Source organism: Mesorhizobium sp. 43Arga (assembly GCF_053714255.1).
The window spans coordinates 54,235-69,917 of sequence record NZ_JBSKBO010000009.1 but is presented as its reverse complement, the minus strand read 5'-3'; the positions used below and the strand labels follow the sequence as shown (position 1 = coordinate 69,917).

15 protein-coding genes are annotated in these 15,683 nt (G+C 65.2%); 12 read left to right on the top strand and 3 right to left on the bottom strand.

The genetic code is table 11. From position 1 onward, the window contains the following. Window positions 1–4 precede the first annotated feature (4 nt). Genes ACWGS8_RS26665 through ACWGS8_RS26655 form a run of 3 tightly spaced genes read left to right on the top strand, consistent with a single transcriptional unit; the run spans window position 5 to window position 3,717 of the window. Window positions 5–961: a LysR substrate-binding domain-containing protein gene (locus ACWGS8_RS26665; protein WP_454583716.1), complete on the top strand. Its 957-nt coding sequence runs from the start codon at window positions 5–7 to the stop codon at window positions 959–961. A gap of 51 nt (window positions 962–1,012) precedes the next feature. Beyond that, a complete protein-coding gene (gene xseA / locus ACWGS8_RS26660; RefSeq protein ID WP_454583715.1) occupies window positions 1,013–2,578 on the top strand; it encodes an exodeoxyribonuclease VII large subunit in 1,566 nt (521 codons plus the stop codon). A gap of 2 nt (window positions 2,579–2,580) precedes the next feature. Next, window positions 2,581–3,717, top strand: coding sequence for a DmpA family aminopeptidase (locus ACWGS8_RS26655; protein ID WP_454583714.1), 1,137 nt, complete (start codon window positions 2,581–2,583; stop codon window positions 3,715–3,717). Window positions 3,718–3,770: 53 nt separating this feature from the next. Here the strand turns inward: ACWGS8_RS26655 and ACWGS8_RS26650 are convergent, their stop codons facing one another. Together ACWGS8_RS26650 and ACWGS8_RS26645 are read right to left on the bottom strand one after the other, a co-directional pair. Then, the gene (locus ACWGS8_RS26650) at window positions 3,771–4,022 is read right to left on the bottom strand and encodes a DUF768 domain-containing protein (RefSeq protein ID WP_172233607.1); all 252 of its coding nucleotides are present in this window, start codon (window positions 4,020–4,022) and stop codon (window positions 3,771–3,773) included. 396 nt (window positions 4,023–4,418) lie between these two features. Continuing rightward, window positions 4,419–5,108: an SDR family NAD(P)-dependent oxidoreductase gene (locus ACWGS8_RS26645; protein ID WP_454583713.1), complete on the bottom strand. Its 690-nt coding sequence runs from the start codon at window positions 5,106–5,108 to the stop codon at window positions 4,419–4,421. A gap of 62 nt (window positions 5,109–5,170) precedes the next feature. On the opposite strand from ACWGS8_RS26645, the gene ACWGS8_RS26640 reads away from it, so the two are divergent. Then, the gene (locus tag ACWGS8_RS26640; RefSeq protein WP_454583712.1) at window positions 5,171–5,323 is read left to right on the top strand and encodes a hypothetical protein; all 153 of its coding nucleotides are present in this window, start codon (window positions 5,171–5,173) and stop codon (window positions 5,321–5,323) included. Between the two features lie 84 nt (window positions 5,324–5,407). On the opposite strand, the gene ACWGS8_RS26635 is transcribed toward ACWGS8_RS26640, so the two are convergent. After that, window positions 5,408–6,427 carry an isopenicillin N synthase family dioxygenase gene (locus ACWGS8_RS26635; protein WP_454583711.1) on the bottom strand — a complete coding sequence of 340 codons (1,020 nt, stop codon included), beginning with the start codon at window positions 6,425–6,427 and terminating at the stop codon, window positions 5,408–5,410. Window positions 6,428–7,025: 598 nt separating this feature from the next. On the opposite strand from ACWGS8_RS26635, the gene ACWGS8_RS26630 reads away from it, so the two are divergent. From ACWGS8_RS26630 to ACWGS8_RS26595, 8 genes are read left to right on the top strand one after another with little or no spacing between them, the layout of a single operon-like run. Next, the gene (locus ACWGS8_RS26630; RefSeq protein WP_454583710.1) at window positions 7,026–8,084 is read left to right on the top strand and encodes a hypothetical protein; all 1,059 of its coding nucleotides are present in this window, start codon (window positions 7,026–7,028) and stop codon (window positions 8,082–8,084) included. A gap of 32 nt (window positions 8,085–8,116) precedes the next feature. Continuing rightward, complete coding sequence (locus ACWGS8_RS26625) at window positions 8,117–9,409, top strand: hypothetical protein (RefSeq protein WP_454583709.1); 1,293 nt, start codon at window positions 8,117–8,119, stop codon at window positions 9,407–9,409. 11 nt (window positions 9,410–9,420) lie between these two features. After that, complete coding sequence (locus ACWGS8_RS26620) at window positions 9,421–11,181, top strand: hypothetical protein (RefSeq protein WP_454583708.1); 1,761 nt, start codon at window positions 9,421–9,423, stop codon at window positions 11,179–11,181. 23 nt (window positions 11,182–11,204) lie between these two features. Beyond that, window positions 11,205–11,879 (top strand): hypothetical protein, encoded by a 675-nt coding sequence (locus tag ACWGS8_RS26615; RefSeq protein ID WP_454583707.1) that lies wholly within the window; start codon window positions 11,205–11,207, stop codon window positions 11,877–11,879. A gap of 56 nt (window positions 11,880–11,935) precedes the next feature. After that, window positions 11,936–13,039 (top strand): hypothetical protein, encoded by a 1,104-nt coding sequence (locus ACWGS8_RS26610; RefSeq protein WP_454583706.1) that lies wholly within the window; start codon window positions 11,936–11,938, stop codon window positions 13,037–13,039. 30 nt (window positions 13,040–13,069) lie between these two features. Beyond that, window positions 13,070–13,906, top strand: a complete 837-nt coding sequence (locus tag ACWGS8_RS26605; protein ID WP_454583705.1) for a hypothetical protein — start codon at window positions 13,070–13,072, stop codon at window positions 13,904–13,906. Then, entirely contained in the window at window positions 13,903–14,937 is a 1,035-nt protein-coding gene (locus ACWGS8_RS26600; protein WP_454583704.1) for a DUF4438 domain-containing protein, read from the top strand. The genes ACWGS8_RS26605 and ACWGS8_RS26600 overlap by 4 nt, the downstream gene beginning before the upstream one ends. Window positions 14,938–14,981: 44 nt before the next feature. After that, the gene (locus ACWGS8_RS26595; protein WP_454583703.1) at window positions 14,982–15,683 is read left to right on the top strand and encodes a hypothetical protein; all 702 of its coding nucleotides are present in this window, start codon (window positions 14,982–14,984) and stop codon (window positions 15,681–15,683) included.

Genomic DNA, 15,683 nt, shown 5'->3' with positions numbered 1-15,683 from the left:
GCCGATGAAAGCGCCGCTCGATCTCGATCAGTTGCAAACCTTCATTTCGATTGCCGATACAGGCAGCTTCACGCGGGCGGCCGAAGAGGTGCACCGCACCCAGTCGGCGGTGTCGATGCAGATGCGCCGGCTGGAGGAACGGATCGGCAAGCCGCTGTTCGAGAAGGAGGGGCGCAGCAACAGGCTGACGGAGGAAGGCGACAAGCTGCTCTCCTACGCAAGGCGGCTGCTCTACCTCAACCGTGAAACGCTCGCCGCCTTCGACGACCAGCGGCTCGAAGGCACGATCCGCATCGGCACGCCCGACGACTATGCCGACCGCTTCCTGCCGGAGATCATGGCGCGCTTCACGCGCTCCAACCCCCGTGTCGAACTGACGGTCATCTGCGAGCCGACGCCGGGGCTGGTCGAGCACATCAAGCGCGGCAATCTCGACCTGGCGCTGGTGACACACAATGATGTGCGCGGCCAATCGGAGGTGGTGCGGCGCGAGCCGCTGCTGTGGGTCACCTCGGCCAACCATGCGACGCATGAACAGGAGACGCTGCCGATGGCCTTTGGCCGCCCCAACTGCATCTGGCGGCGCGCCGCCGTCGATGTGCTGGACCAGCAGAACCGCGACTATCGCATCCTGTTCACCAGCTTCTCGGCGACCGTCATCACCGCCGCCGTGCTTTCGGGCCTGGCGATCTCGGTGCTGCCGGAATGCGCGCTCAGGCCCGGCATGCGGGTGCTGGGCGAAGCCGACGGCTTCGGCGCCCTGCCCGACTGCCGCATCGGCATCATGCGCGGCCAGACCTCGCGACCGGAGATCGTCGATGCGCTGGCCCGCCACATCTCGGAGAGCCTGGACAACATCTCGGTGCCGCTCGTCGAAGAGACCGGGACGTTCGATTTCGCCGCACTTGCCTACGCCAAGATCAGGCGGACCAAGGCGAACCAGATCCTGCCGGGTTGGTAGGAAGGATCGTGGCGCCTTGACGTGGGGCGCCAACCAGCCCCCAATCAGCCGATGAGCGAAGCAGCATCCGAATCACGCACCAACGCCACCGAATACACGGTGAGCGAGATTTCAGGCGCGCTGAAGCGCACGGTTGAGGACGTCTTCGGCAATGTGCGGGTGCGCGGCGAAATCTCGGGCTATCGCGGCCCGCATTCCTCCGGCCATGCTTATTTCGCGCTGAAGGACGACCGCGCACGGCTCGACGCCGTGGTGTGGAAAGGCACGATGAGCCGGCTGAAATTCCGCCCCGAGGAAGGGATGGAGGTGATCGCCACCGGCAAGCTCACCACCTATCCCGGCAAGTCCAACTACCAGATCGTCATCGACAATCTGGAGCCTGCCGGCGCAGGCGCTCTGATGGCGCTGCTGGAAGAGCGCAAGCGCCGGCTGCAGGCCGAAGGGCTTTTCGATGCCGGCCGCAAGCGCCGGCTGCCGTTCATGCCGCGCATCATCGGCGTCGTCACCTCGCCAACCGGGTCCGTCATCCGCGACATCATCCACCGCATCAAGGACCGCTTTCCGCTGCATGTGCTGGTCTGGCCGGTGCGCGTGCAGGGCGATACTGCAAGTCCGGAAGTGACCAATGCCGTCACCGGCTTCAACGCGCTGGCCTGGGATGGCTCCATCCCGCGCCCCGATCTCCTGATCGTGGCGCGCGGCGGCGGCAGCCTGGAGGATCTGTGGGGCTTCAACGACGAGGCGCTGGCTCGCGCCGTTGCGGCCTCGGGTATTCCGGTGATTTCCGCTGTCGGCCACGAGACCGACTGGACCCTGATCGACCTCGTCGCGGATGTGCGGGCGCCGACCCCGACCGGCGCCGCCGAAATCGCCGTGCCGGTGAAGGCCGACCTCGAAGCGACGCTGGGCAGCCTTGGCGCGCGGCTCAAGGCGGCGGTGCTGCGCAATTTCGAACGCAAGCGGCAGGCCGCCCGTGCGGCGGCGCGCGCCCTGCCCTCGCCCGATCAATTGCTGGCGCTGCCGCGCCGGCGCCTCGACGAGGCCACATCGAGGCTCGGCCGAGGCCTGTCCGTCAGCGTCGATCGCAAGCGGGCCCGTCTTCAGGGCCAGAGGCTGACGCCGGCCACGCTGTCGCGGCGCATCAACGAGACGCGCACGCTGACCGGGCGTGACCTTGCCCGCGCGCAGGCGGCATTCTTCGCCATTGTGCGCGAACGGCGCGCGCGTTTTTCGCGCACCGCGACGCGGCTGTCGCCGGCGCCGATCGCGCGCCGGCAGAAACTGCAGGCCGACACGCTGGCGGCGCTCGCCAGGCGGCAGGATCGGGTGATCTCGCTGCGGCTCGAGCGGCTGCGTGGCCAGTTGAGCCAGGCCGAACGCCTCTTGACCACGCTGTCGCACAAGGCCGTCTTGGCGCGCGGCTTCGCGCTGGTGAAGGATGCCAACGGAGCCGTCATCAAGCAGGCGGCCGACGTGGCATCGGGGATGGCGCTTTCGCTGGAGTTCGCCGACGGCACAGCGGACGCGGTGGCAACCAGCGGCGCGGCGCGGCCGAAGCCCGCTGCCAGGCCGACGGCCAAGGCGAAAGAACCCGGCAATCAGGGGTCGCTGTTCTGACCATGACCGACAATCCGCACCATCTGGCAACGCCCAGCGGCAAGCCGCGCGCGCGCAGCTTCGGCATCGGTTTCGACGGAACGCCCGGGCCGTTCAACGCCATCACCGACGTGCCCGATGTCGCGGTCGGCCATGCGACGCTGATTTCAGGCGACGGGCCGCTCGTCGTCGGCAAGGGGCCGGTGCGCACCGGTGTCACGGCGATCCTGCCCAGACCGCGCGCCGACCTAGCCATACCGGTCTTCGCCGGCATCTTTAGCCAGAACGGCAATGGCGAGCTGACCGGCTCGCACATCATCGAGGAAACCGGCGCTTTCAACTTCCCGATCACCATCACCAACACGCATTCCTGCGGCGTTTCACGCGATGGTACGTTGCGCTGGATGCAACGCGTCCTGCCCACCGCGCTCGACAGCGCCTGGGGCCTGCCGGTGGCGGCGGAGACCTATGACGGGTTTCTCAACGACATCAATGGCCACCATCTAACCTTTGAGCATGTTGCCCAGGCACTCGATAACGCAACCGGCGGCCGGATCGAGGAAGGCAGCGTCGGCGGCGGCACCGGCATGATCACTTTCGGCTTCAAGGCCGGCTCGGGCACGGCGTCGCGCATCGTTGGGTGGCAGGGAAATTCCTACACGGTCGGGGCCCTCGTGCAGTCGAATTTCGGCAAGCGGCGCAATCTCACCCTTCGCGGCCTGCATGCCGGGCCTGAACTCGTCGAGCCGGCGATCCGCGAAGGCACGCCGCGCGCCGAAAAGGGTTCGATCATCGCCGTTGTCGCCACCGATGCGCCGTTCCTGCCGCACCAGATGAAGCGGCTGGCACGCCGGGTGCCGCTGGGCGTCGCCATGACCGGCGGCTTCGGCTATCACAGTTCCGGCGACATCTTTCTCGCCTTCTCGACAGCCAATCCTGCCGCCGCACTGGCGCCGTCGGGCCGGATCGCCAAGGCCGATTTCATTCCCGATACAGACATCGATCCGTTTTTCGATGCCGTTATCCAGACGGTGGAGGAATCGATCCTCAACGCCCTGGCCGCCAATGACGACATGACCGGGCGCGACGGCAATTTCGTGCCCGCGCTGCCGAAGGCCTGGTTGAAAGAGAAATTCGGGCTGAAAGAAAAGCTGGGCTGAGACGAAAACGCGGGCCAAATGGCCCGCGCGCTCAGGCAGGGTCGCCCCTGAATTTATTCCGCGGCCTTGCTGGAGGCCTGCTGGTGCTCGTCGGCCTCGGCCGCTTCCTCGAGCCGGGAAGCAATGAGTTCCTGGATATCGCCTACTTCTTCCTGGATATCCTCCAAGGGAATACCGACTTCCGCAGCCTTGGCGGCGCATTCCTTGGCCAAGGTCTCGGCCTGCTTGTCGATCCTGGCCTGGGACTGGCAATGGACCTTTTCGCCGATCCATCCCCGCAAGAACTCGATCGCGTGTTCACTCATACTGCTTTTCCCTGGCGGCAAAGCCGGTTGGTAATCATAAACGTCGGCATCCCGCAAAGGATGCATCCTGCCATTCCATCCGAGTCGCAACCACCCGGCAAGTCAATGCCGTCCAGGGTCCACAGAGCCGAAGGAAATCGAGGGGTGAAGAACATTTTCTGATTCTGAAGGACTGTACCGTTGGCTGGATCTGGCCCGCTCCGAGCAATTGCTTCTACCTTTTACGGCTTTCAGTCCGTTTCTTAGTCTCAATGGCTGTCGCTACAGCCGCCCTTTATGTTGCGCCTCAAGGCACCAGCCAACGAGGCCGCCGGTATATAGTGATATCCTCATCCAATGTCGACTCCTCCGGATCGTGCCCACGACTTGCACTAAAGTCGCACCCCGCGCACCCCATCAAAAGGTCTCAACCCAGGGCCTGAGTTCCATTTCCCAGGTCCAGGCGCTGCGGTGCTGGCGATGGATGGAGAGATAGGCCTCGGCGATGGCGTCCGGAGACAGCCGGCGATCCTGCGGCCCCGGCTCCTGTCCGGACGGGGCAGAGCCAATGGCGCCATCGATGATGAAATGCCCGACATGGATGTTCTTCGGCGCCAGTTCACGAGCCATGGACTGCGCCAAGCCGCGCAAACCGAATTTGGGCATTGCAAAACCGGCGGAGCCGGCGAACCCCTTCACGCTGGCCGTCGCGCCGGTGAAGAGGATCGAACCCGAACCTAGAGCCACCAGCCTGCGGGCCGCCTGCTGGCCGACCAGGAACCCGCCATAGGCGCCAACCAGCAAAGCCTGCCGGACCGCCTCGGGATCGAGTTCCGCTATCGGGCCGCGGGCGCGTCCGCTGGCGTTGAAAATCACCAGCGAAAGCGGACCGGCCTTGTCGGCGACATCGAACAGATGTTCCACCGACGCGGCATCGGAGACATCCGTTGCCACGGCCAGCGCGCCGGTCTCAGCCTGCAAGGCACCAAGCTTCTCGATGTTGCGGGCGGCCAGAACGACGCTGAACCCTTCCTTCGCGAGGAGGCGCGCCAGCGAGGCGCTCAAGCCGGAACCCGCGCCGGCGATGATTGCGACATTGGATGTCATGAAACCTCTCCTTCTTTCCAGGGGACCGCGGCCGATGTCTGGCGAATGAGCTGTGTTGAAACTTGCCGGATCAGCGCGGCGGCGGCAATGCACACGGCGGCCAGAAAAAGGCCGGGCGCGAAAACGGCCCGGCCAAAAAGAAGGTCATAACCTTCAGAGGGGAACACCGCTTGGCGAAATGGGAGGAAAACACCAAACGGATTTTTCTCTTTTGAACCGATTCGCGGACGGATACGACGAACTTTTTTCTAAAGATCGGCCAGAATAGCGAAAATCCGGTCCTTTCTTGCCCCAAAGGCTCAGCCAACCCGGCTTTCCCCTTCGAGCAGATCCGCGTAATGGCGCCGCGCGACGTCGGGATGCGAGCGCAGCCGGCTCTTCAGCACGTTGGTTCCGACATCGCGAAATAGCGGATTATCCGGGTCGCTGGCCGGCCCGCGCGCCTGCGCCGCCAGTTCCTCGGAAAGGCCAAGCAGCGGGATCGTGGCATCCAGCCTGGCACTGAAGAAGAACGGCACCGAAATGCGCTCGACGCCGGCGGGCGGCGTCACGACACGATGCACGGTCGCGCGCAAATAGCCGTTGGAGGCCAATTCGAGCAATTCGCCGATGTTGACGACGAGCGTGCCGGGAATGGGGTCCACATCCACCCAACTGCCGTCATAGTCGACCTGCAACCCCTTATTGTCATCCTGGAGCAGCAGCGTTAGGAAGCCACCATCCTTGTGCGCGCCGACACCCTGATCGCCGCCGGTTGCGTCACGCCCGGGGTAGCGCACGATCTTCATGCGATGGTTGGGCTCGCTGCTGTGGATCGGGTCGAAGGCATCCTCGGGCTGATCGAGCGATTGCGCGAAGGCCTTCAGCAGCCGGATCGCCACGGCTGTCACCTTGCTCTGCCAGGCGAGCAGCGCCGGTTTGAGATCCGGCAGCGCCGCAGGCCACTGGTTCGGTCCCTGCAGCCGCGTCCAGGCGGGAATTCCCGGCCGTTGCTCGATTGCCTGGCGCTCGACGCCGATGTCGAGCTGCTCGCGCCAATCCTCCTTGCCCTTGGTCAGTTCGCCGCCGGCGCGGGTGTAGCCGCGAAACTGCGAGGACTTGACCATCTCGATCGCCAGCTTGTCGGCCTCCGGCAAGGCAAAGAACTCGCGCGATGCGGTAAGCACCTCGCTGATCTCCGCCCAGGAGATGCCATGTCCGGCCAGATAGAAAAAGCCAATGTCGCGCGAAGCGGAACGAAGATCCGCCAGAAATGTCCGGCGCTCCGACGCGCCCTGTTCAAGACGGCCTAGATCGAGCACAGGCACTATTCTGGGCATATCAAGCTCCTTTCCCAGTGCTTTCCGGATATTGCTTGAAATTTCCGTCCGAAAAACCCAGCCGATTGAACATGCAGGCACTTTTGCGCGACCATAGCCGCGATCAATGCACGCTAGTCTCATCGACTTCGGATGGCCGGGAAAGGAACGATCGGCCCTTCGGCGCGGCCGCGACGAACAATTTTTCCATTCACATGGGCAAGCGGATGATGATCGCGATCCGAGGCTATTCAGGCGGAGCGGGGCCGCTCGGCCTTGCTCGGCGGCCGCTCCGATAGCACTGTCCTTTCAGCCCGCAAGTACAAGGCCGAAGGGCGAAATCTTGCCAGTCGCCGGCGATTTGATTGAACCACATCACGGCAACAGTCCACCCCCTCATCGAACGCCATGAAAATAAAGATAAAATGAAATCTGTATTATAATTATGATTACGCACAAAATCACTCGGCGGAACAGTCGCTGATATTGGCGACCACCTTTCAACTACCCGTTCCGGTCGACTTGAGAGCTATTGTCTCGAGGGCGACTATCCCGACCGGCGTTAATCGCTTTGGTCCCGCTCCCCTGAGGGGCCGATCGCTCAAGAGGAGATCTCGAGATGGACGGGTATGACGAATCGATGTTCGACGACCTTGCCTTTGATGAAGCGGAAGGCCCTGCCGACAGTTACGACGAATTCGACGAAATGGACGAGGGCGACGGCTTCGATGAGGCCGACGAAGGCGACGAGTTCGACGAAGGCGACGAATTCGAGGCCTCGGGCTTCGACGAGATGGACGCCGGCGACGAATTCGACGCCGGTGACGAGTTCGACGAAGGCGACGGTTTCGATGAAGGCGATGAGTCCGACGACGATGCCTGGGATCAGGCGATGAGCTACGCGCTTGCGGCCGAAGACAGCGACGAGTTCTTCCGTCGCATCGCCCGCGGCGTGCGCGGCGTCGTACGCACCGTCAGGCGTGCCGCCCCCACAATTGGACGCATTGCTCGCGCGGTGGCACCAGTCGCCAGTCTTATTCCCGGCTACGGCACCGCGATTGGTGGCATCGCCAATGTTGTCGGCCAGTTGATGGCGGACGAAGCCTCCGAGGACGAGGCGCTTGACGCCTTCGCCGAGCTCGCCGTGCGCAATCGTGCCGCCATTCCCGTTGTGGCCGCGCTTGCGACGAGGCGAGTGCTTGGCCCGGTGGCGGTGCGCATGCCCGCGGCCGCACGCACCCAGGCGGTTCGCACCGTGCGCCGTGCCGCCACCCAGCTCGTCAACCGTGGCGGCCCGACCGCGATCCGCGCTCTGCCGCGCATCGCCAACAGCGTCCGCCGCACGGCCGTGACGCGCCGCACCCCGGCGTCTGTCCGGCCGCTGGTCCTGGCACGAACCGCGCGTCGTGTCGCGGCGCGCGGGCACGGCCTACGCCGGCAGTTGACCAGACCCTTGCCGGCTGGTCGCCAGATCGTGCGCCGCACCGCGGCGGCGGTTCGTGCCGGCATGGCCCCAGGACGCAACCTGACGCGTATCGCCGGACGGGCCTTGGGGCGGGCTGCCGGCGGGTGGCCAGGCGGCTGGACTGGCGGAACTGGCGGATATGGCTCACATCACGGGCGCCGGCGGCGTATCGTGATCCGCGGTCCGGTCAGCATCACCATCCGGCCCAATTAAACCCAGTCGGTGCAAGAAGAAGGATCGCGGCGATGCGCACGGGTTCTTCGACCAGGCGGTTCCTGGACATCAAGCTGCGGGCTTTGAAGGCTCGCGCACAGCGCCTCAACCGCCTGACACCGAGGCGCATCGGACTTCGTCCCGAAGACCTGCCCTATGCGCCGTCGCGGGCTCACTTCCATGCCGCCAACAAGCGGCTGGCGACCATCGGCAACGCCATCAACCGGCATATCGCCGAGATCGAGCGCATCTGGCCGCCCGCGACGGCCCAGGCTGCGCTCACCCAGATGGCGATGCTCGACCGCAGGATCGATCGGCTGCGCCGGACTTTCGGCATGTTCTTCGAGGTGATGTCGCAGCGCGGCTCAGGCTTCGCGCCGGCGCTTGCAGCCCATGACGCGATCGCACTCGACTGCTACACGGTTGTCCGCGCGGCCTTGCCGGGCGTCTTTAGCGGCCCGCTGCTCAAGCCGCTGACCTACATGGAACACGGCTATTCGCCGGCCACGCAGCGTCGCGGCGTCGCCCTTGCCCGCTTGCTTGGTGACAGCAATCCGTTCCCGGTGATCCGCATTCCGTGGGATCGCGACAATCCCTGGCAGTCGGTGTTCCTGCACGAGGTCGCCCACAATCTGCAGGCCGACATGGGCCTGTGGCAGGAGAACGCGCAAGCGGTCGCCAACCGCCTGGCCTCGATGCGTTTCGACCCGTTGGTGGTGACGATCCTGCGCCGCTGGCACAAGGAAATCTTCGCCGACCTGGCGGCGCTGCTGCTCGGCGGCACCGCGTCGGTCTGGGGCATGATGGAATTCCTCGCCCATCCTGGCGCGCGTGCCCTCACCTATCGCCCCGGCGGGGCGCATCCAACCGGCTGGATCCGGGTTCTGATCTTGACCGAAATGCTGCGTCGCATGGGCTTTGCCGCCGAGGCGGCGCGCGCCGAACGCGTCTGGCGCGGCCTTTACAATCCGGCGCGCGGCCACAGGCTGCCTCCGGTCCTGCTTGCTTCGGCTCCCCGCGTCATTCCGGCGGTGGTCGATGAGATCGCCTACCAGCCGCGCCGGGGTCTTGGGCAGCACGCGCTGGCCGATGCCATCCCTTTCACGCGCGCCGACGAGGCCCGCATCCGCCGTGGCGGAATCCTGATCGCGGCGGGGCAAGTGCCCGACCTGCCGCCACGTTTTCTTGTGTCGGCCAGCCGTTTCGCGCTGGAGGCCGGCGCCGAACCGGACGCCATTGCCAAGCTTGTCATCAGAAACCTGGCCCAGCGTCAGGCAACCCGACGGCCCGCTGTGCAACCGTCCCCAGCCGCACTCGTTGCATGAGGTGAGATGTCATGGTCGACGTATTTACAGCCGCCGCCAGCCCGGTCTCGAAATTTCGGTCGCCCGCCACGGTTGCCGTGGACAATCTGCTGCGCAAGACGCTGCGCGTCAGTGACCCGCGCGATCCCGACCAGATCGCCAGCGCTCTCTTGAACTTCTATCCCGAGGAAGCAGACAGGGATCGACGCGAACAAGCCGGCCTGCCTTATTCGAGCGTGCCCGACTATGTGCCGCAAGCCCGCAACACGGGCCCGTCTTCTGTCGAGATGGCACAGGCGCAGGACGATCTCGAACGCGACCTGCAGACGCTTTCGACATCTTCGCCGCTGAAGGACATCCGCATCGAGATGATCGGCTGGGGCCGCTCGATCCGGCAGCTCGCCAATGATGGACTGGCTGCCGCCAGGCTTGCCCTCGATTCGGTCAATCACGACCGTGCCATGTCGGCGCGCCGCCAGCTCGGCGAGTATTCGCGCCTGGCGCGCTATGTCGGCACGCTCACCGACGGCAGCGGCATCCTGTTCAGGCGGTTCGCCCAGAGCTGCGATGTGCTGGCGGGGCTCATTCTTGTCGCCATCGGCGAGGGGCTGGCGTCCAACGGCATCACCCGCAGCACCTCGATCGTGCGTTCGGCCGCCGGAGAACTGCAGGCACGACGCAACGCGGTCATCATGGCGCTGCGCAGCCTGACCGGTTCGGTTGAAAGCACGCTTGGTCAGGAAGACTGGCCGCGCGGCATCGAAGCCTATCGAAACCTGGTGCAGCAGCTGGAGGCCGGCGGCCAGGCGGATCTGCGCGCGTTGCTGGAAGAGAACGCACTGTCGCAAGCGATGGACGACCTTGTCGACCTCTCGACCGGGGCAAGCGTTGAGGGCTTGCGCGAGCTGTCGACCGCGTCGGCGATGCTGGTTCACCGCTTCCAGCGCCTGATCCAGTTCGGCCAGAGCATCCCGGTCCCGATCGACGTGCCGATCACCTCAGGCCCGCCGGAATCGCCGCCGCTGGTGGCATTCGTCTCCAGCCTGCAGCTGTTCGTCGACGCGTTCGTCTCGAAAGGCAGCTCGCGGCTGCTCTATGTCGCGCGCCCGCCGATCATCGTCTATGGCCTCTACGGCGCCGGCGGACCGGACCAGGGTGCCATCCGCCTGATGAACCTGACCATCGCGCGCGGTTTCCTGCTCGAGCAGGTAGACTGCTTCGCCGGCTGCGGCTGCGATGACGACGACATCTCCTGCCAGGTGCTGCTGGATTACCTGCTGTTCCTGCTTGACAGGGCGATCGACCTCTACGCGGTCGGCACGGATCCCGATGGCCTGGGCGAACAGGAAAGGCGGGCCACCGCCGTTGGCCTCGCCATCGGCGCGGCGCTGGACCTGACCGACCAGTTGAAGAATCCGGGCGTGCTTCTGTGCGAATTCAGCGACAAGCTGAAAAACAAGCTCGGCGTCATCCGTGATGAGTTGCTCGACCCATTCGGCGGTCCTGGAGCCTGGGACCCGGGCCTGAAGTCGCTGATGGTGCGTGAGCTGCGCATCGCCTACCAGGCGGAGGACCAGACGGAACGCCTGGTGCGTTCGCTGACGCCGCAATGCGACTTCAACGTCTTCAATTTCCGCAACAATCAGTCGCTGATCCGATGGATGATCCGCGCGATCCTCCAGGACATGTTCGGCGTTGGCACCAATCTGCCGAGCCCGGTCCAGATGCCCTCGCCGATCGCAAGCTCGATGGCGAGCATGGGTCAGAACCGTCCCGACTACTGGTCGGCCTGAGCTGGCAGGAGAGGAGCACGACAATGGCTGCGAAGATTCCGTTTCCCTACCACCCGGCCAACAAGTTCCACGCCGGGGTCAAGGCCCGCTTCGAAGTCGAGGCCCAGACACCCCAATCGATCGATCTGCTGGCCGACAAGGTCGTCACCAGCGGCGACGGGACCACGACCGCCATCGGCGACGTTGCCAGCGCAATCAGGGACTTCCCCGATGGAAAACGGTCGAAGCAGATTTTCGACCGGCTGATCGCCGCGATCGAAACCATCGCGAAGAACCAGCCCAATGGCGACGCCATCGACAAGAAGCTCGGTGAGATCAGCGCGGCGATCAACAGGCTGGATGAAACGGTGCAGTCGCTTGGTCTGCGTGACAAGGACAACGTCACGGCGCTCTATGCCGCCGCTGTCGACACGTCGGGCGACATCGTCGGCCGGACGATCGCCGGGCGCTGGTTCAACCAGGCGAAATTCCAGTCGTTGCAGGACATCGTGACATTCCAGAAGGGCAAGCCGCAGGAAAATCGCCGCAACGAGTTCCTCAAGCGCCTCCACGAAGCCAACACGTTCAGCGGCGGCCTGCCCTCGGTCGTCACCGATAGCGACCTGGTGCGCTTCTTCGACCTCGCGCCGGCCGTGATGACCGCGATTGCCGCCAGCCAGGACGCAGCGTCCGGCGGGCAACAGCCGCCAAGTGCCTGAGAACCCAAGTGCCTGAGAAATATGAGCAGCCAATTCGAGCAAGATGAGGTCTGATTATGGCTAGTGAATCCAACCAGGTCATCCAGCGGCTGTTCCAGCGCTTCTTCAGGGACGAGCTGGCGGGTTTGTCGCCGGCTGACCGCGCCGCTTTCGAGAGCGAATTCGAGGGTCGTTACGGGGAATTGCTTGATCGCTCGTCCAGTGCCACGACCACCAGTTTCGCCGATCTGGTCGGCTTCGGCGACGGACCGATCAAGCCGTTCGATTCGCTGCAGATGCCGCTGCTGCGCAACGATTTCGACGAATCGATCATACCGCCGCAGCTTCAGGCTTCGGCCGAGCTTTACTACATCTACCAGATGGACCGCATGAAGCTGTTCCAGGTGGTCGATGTGCTGCGCCGGCTGTTCCAGAACGGCCAGATCCGCATCCAGCGCGGCCCCGGCGCGCGCGGGCTCTACATCCTCGAGAAATGGCGTCCGATCCGCTACAAACGCCGCGACCGGCTGATCGCCTATCGGCGCGTCTTCAACTACGGTCGCGCTCCGGTGCCGGCCGGAGCCATCGTCAACCGCAGCTTCCACTTCCAACTGGTCGCCTTCATGAATGCGATGTCGCAGTACTTCCAGGATCTGACCATCGGTCAGGTTATTCGCGGCAGCTCCACCATCAACGACCGGCCTTTCGCGGCGCTGGCCACGGTGCAGCGCGTCGGCACCGACCTGCGCTATCACCTCGACCGTTCGAGCTATGGCAACATCCTGGCCCTGACCCGTGAAACCGGACAGTACGTACAGCAGATCTTCGAGCTGTTCGACGCACCCGACATCAAGAAATCCTTCGACGCCAACACCAAATGGGACGTCATCGAAGCCGTCGCCAACCGTCATCTGGGCGGCGCTACCGAGATGTCGGAACGCGCCAAGATGGCCGATGCCGGGCGCAGAATCCTGCAATACATCGCCGAAAACGATTTCCGCACGACGATCACGCCGGCGGAGTTCGACGCGGACGCCAAGAAGATGGGCGCGCAGGCCGACGCATGGCTGGCGGCCTACCGGCTGACACGCGAAGGGCGGCGCTTCCCCGCCCTCGACGGCGATCGTGTGCACTGGTCATATGGGCTGAACCGTAACATCGCGTCGCGAATAGCCGCCTGAACCGTTCGCCGGGACTGAAGGGTGTCTGCGATGGACCACCAACTTGCTCTTGCGGGGCGTTTCGCGGCCAAGCCGCCGAACATCGTCATCGACGCCCCGCTGGCGCTGTCGCCGATGGGGCTGCTTGTGACGGTAACGCTTTCGCAATCAGCGCGGGTGTGGCTGCCACGCGGCTTCTACACCTTGCTCGACAACGACGAATACTACCGGCGCCGGCCCGATCAGATGGGAGGCGGATGGCTCGCCCCCGGCACGCGCGAAACCATCCTGAAGGAACTGACCCTGGAGCTCGAACCATGGCGCCGGGCGTGGCAGAACGGCCGCCTGTCATCCAGGGTGCACTGGATCGGCGACGCCCAGTATGAAAGCGCGCTGCCCGAGCGTGAGGAAACGGCCCTGTTGCCGCGCTTTGAAGGCTGCTGCGCCGCGCTTGAAACACGTCTTGGCGATGTGGCCGGCACCGCCGCTCCGCTCGACGAATGCGCGCGCGACGTGATCGCGCTCTCCGCCGCGCTTCAGCCCGACAGCACCTATATTCTCACCATCGCTGGCAATGACGGCGCCAGGCCGCCATTGTGCGACTATCTCGAGCGGCTGACGTTTCCCACCAAGCGCCATCCTGGAGCAATCCCCGGATGGTCCGGCCCGGCGCTGTGGCCCGCCGCGGCTCCAATCGCCGCGAGCGGCCGCAATGCCGCGATCGTGCAGGTGGTCGCCCCGGTCATCCTGGCGCTGCCCGACGGATGGAGCGAGACCGACTGGGCGCTGGAAGATCCGGCCGACCACGATGACGGGACGCCGGACGATCCCTGGCGCAACGCCTGCGCGCTCTGGCACGATGTGGTGCCGGCGGAGGCCGCGGCATGAAACCGCCTCGCATCCACCCGGTGCACGGGCTGCGCACCAATGCACGCGACCTGGTGATGATCAGCGTCGCCGGACAAGTGGCATCGCCGACCGAGAGGGGCACGCCATGGCGCATCGGTTACGACGGCAGGCCGCGCTCGCTGCCGGGCACCGGCGGCATCGTGCTCAACCATCGCGTCGGCGACCCCTGTGTCGGGTTGGCGGGCGACCATGTCGAACCGGCAGTGTCGATCCGCAATGAAGCGCGCGCCGCCGGCGGCAATCCCGACGCCGCCAACCAGGCGCTGCAGAGCTATTCCTGCGTCGGCAACCACGCCATCGTAACGTCAGGACGCGCGGCCGGGGCACGCGGCGTGGTGACCGGCAAGCATGGCGGCGTCGACACCGTGCTGATCGACTTTCCGCTGCCGGCGATGCGGCTGATGGCGATCGGCGACCGCATCCAGGTCTGGGCCTACGGCCTTGGCCTGCGCCTGACCGACTATCCCGACGTCGCGATATGGAACTGCTCACCAAGGCTGCTGGCGCGCTGGCGCCCGGTCGAGCGCAACGGCAGGATCCACGTCCAGGTGACGCACCGCATCCCTGCCCGCGTCATGGGCTCGGGTCTCGGCCGCAACAATGTGCTGCGCGGCGACTACGACATCCAGATGTCCGATCCCGGCATGGTGCGGCGCTACAAGCTCGGATCGCTGCGCTTCGGCGACATTGTCGGCATCATGGATGCCGACAACCGCTATGGCCGGTCGCGGCTGGGAGGACATGTGTCGGTTGGCGTCATCGTGCACAGCGACTCCACTGTCGCGGGTCACGGCCCGGGCGTCGTCTCGCTGCTTTCAGCGCCGGCCTCTGTTCTCCAGCTGGAGCTCAGCCCGGACGCCAACATCGCGCGCTACCTGGACATTCGCCCACCCCGACCGGCACGGCCGTCCTTTCCCTTGCCGACCGTCGAGCAAAGGGAACGGACCGTGGCAAGGCTGCGCCGACGGGCGACGGCATCGGACCCAAGCATGGTGGCGGGATCCGGCTAGATCCGAGCCCGAGCGAAGAAACGAGCTACGAGAAAGGGATCGGCATGTCATATTTCGACGAGCAACTCGACGCGCTGGTCAACGCGGCCACGCAAACGATCGCCCACCCCTCGCCATGCGGCTGCGCGCGCTGTCGCCAGCAGCAGGGCTTTCGCGCCGTCGAGGTCAGGCGCCGGCATTTTCCGAGTTGCGGCTGCGGCAGTTGCGGAGGCGCCGCTTCCTTCGATGAGACAGCTATACGGCGCGGGCGTGCCCCGCGGCCGGCGCGCGGCCAGACCTCGGCGCGGGCGCGCGGGTCACAACTCCCGGGCTGGCGCGGCTGGACGCCGCCGGTCTCGCTTGCGGCAATCGACGCGGCGCGCACCGCCGCGAGCCGGGGCGGACACGTCGATGCTTTGCTTCGGCCGTTCCTGGCGCCGGGGCCGCAGGTCTATCGCATCACCCGCGCCGGCATCGACCGCGACCGGCCGCTCAGCATCGGCATGACCAAGGGCAACAATTCGATCGCGCAGAGAATTATCGAACACTACCGGCAACCGAGCCGGGCCGACCCCAAGGTAAACAACGCGATCCGCAATCTGCAGCCAGGCCAGATCCTGGTCCAGGCAGCCCGGCTCACCCGCCAGGCCATGCATCCAAGGCGGGCCAGGAATTATGAAGGCTGGCTGCAGGACCGGGAGCGCCCGCTGCTCTACGACCCCAACAGCACGACATTCGATGAAATGGCGCTGATGCGCAACAATTGA

Excerpts from the sequence above, each read along its gene's own strand:
- ACWGS8_RS26665 (WP_454583716.1), top strand. The coding sequence starts at position 5 with ATGAAAGCGCCGCTCGATCTCGATCAGTTGCAAACCTTCATTTCGATT.
- xseA (WP_454583715.1), top strand. The coding sequence starts at position 1,013 with ATGAGCGAAGCAGCATCCGAATCACGCACCAACGCCACCGAATACACG.
- ACWGS8_RS26655 (WP_454583714.1), top strand. The coding sequence starts at position 2,581 with ATGACCGACAATCCGCACCATCTGGCAACGCCCAGCGGCAAGCCGCGC.
- ACWGS8_RS26650 (WP_172233607.1), bottom strand. The coding sequence starts at position 4,022 with ATGAGTGAACACGCGATCGAGTTCTTGCGGGGATGGATCGGCGAAAAG.
- ACWGS8_RS26645 (WP_454583713.1), bottom strand. The coding sequence starts at position 5,108 with ATGACATCCAATGTCGCAATCATCGCCGGCGCGGGTTCCGGCTTGAGC.
- ACWGS8_RS26635 (WP_454583711.1), bottom strand. The coding sequence starts at position 6,427 with ATGCCCAGAATAGTGCCTGTGCTCGATCTAGGCCGTCTTGAACAGGGC.
- ACWGS8_RS26630 (WP_454583710.1), top strand. The coding sequence starts at position 7,026 with ATGGACGGGTATGACGAATCGATGTTCGACGACCTTGCCTTTGATGAA.
- ACWGS8_RS26625 (WP_454583709.1), top strand. The coding sequence starts at position 8,117 with ATGCGCACGGGTTCTTCGACCAGGCGGTTCCTGGACATCAAGCTGCGG.
- ACWGS8_RS26620 (WP_454583708.1), top strand. The coding sequence starts at position 9,421 with ATGGTCGACGTATTTACAGCCGCCGCCAGCCCGGTCTCGAAATTTCGG.
- ACWGS8_RS26615 (WP_454583707.1), top strand. The coding sequence starts at position 11,205 with ATGGCTGCGAAGATTCCGTTTCCCTACCACCCGGCCAACAAGTTCCAC.
- ACWGS8_RS26610 (WP_454583706.1), top strand. The coding sequence starts at position 11,936 with ATGGCTAGTGAATCCAACCAGGTCATCCAGCGGCTGTTCCAGCGCTTC.
- ACWGS8_RS26605 (WP_454583705.1), top strand. The coding sequence starts at position 13,070 with ATGGACCACCAACTTGCTCTTGCGGGGCGTTTCGCGGCCAAGCCGCCG.
- ACWGS8_RS26600 (WP_454583704.1), top strand. The coding sequence starts at position 13,903 with ATGAAACCGCCTCGCATCCACCCGGTGCACGGGCTGCGCACCAATGCA.
- ACWGS8_RS26595 (WP_454583703.1), top strand. The coding sequence starts at position 14,982 with ATGTCATATTTCGACGAGCAACTCGACGCGCTGGTCAACGCGGCCACG.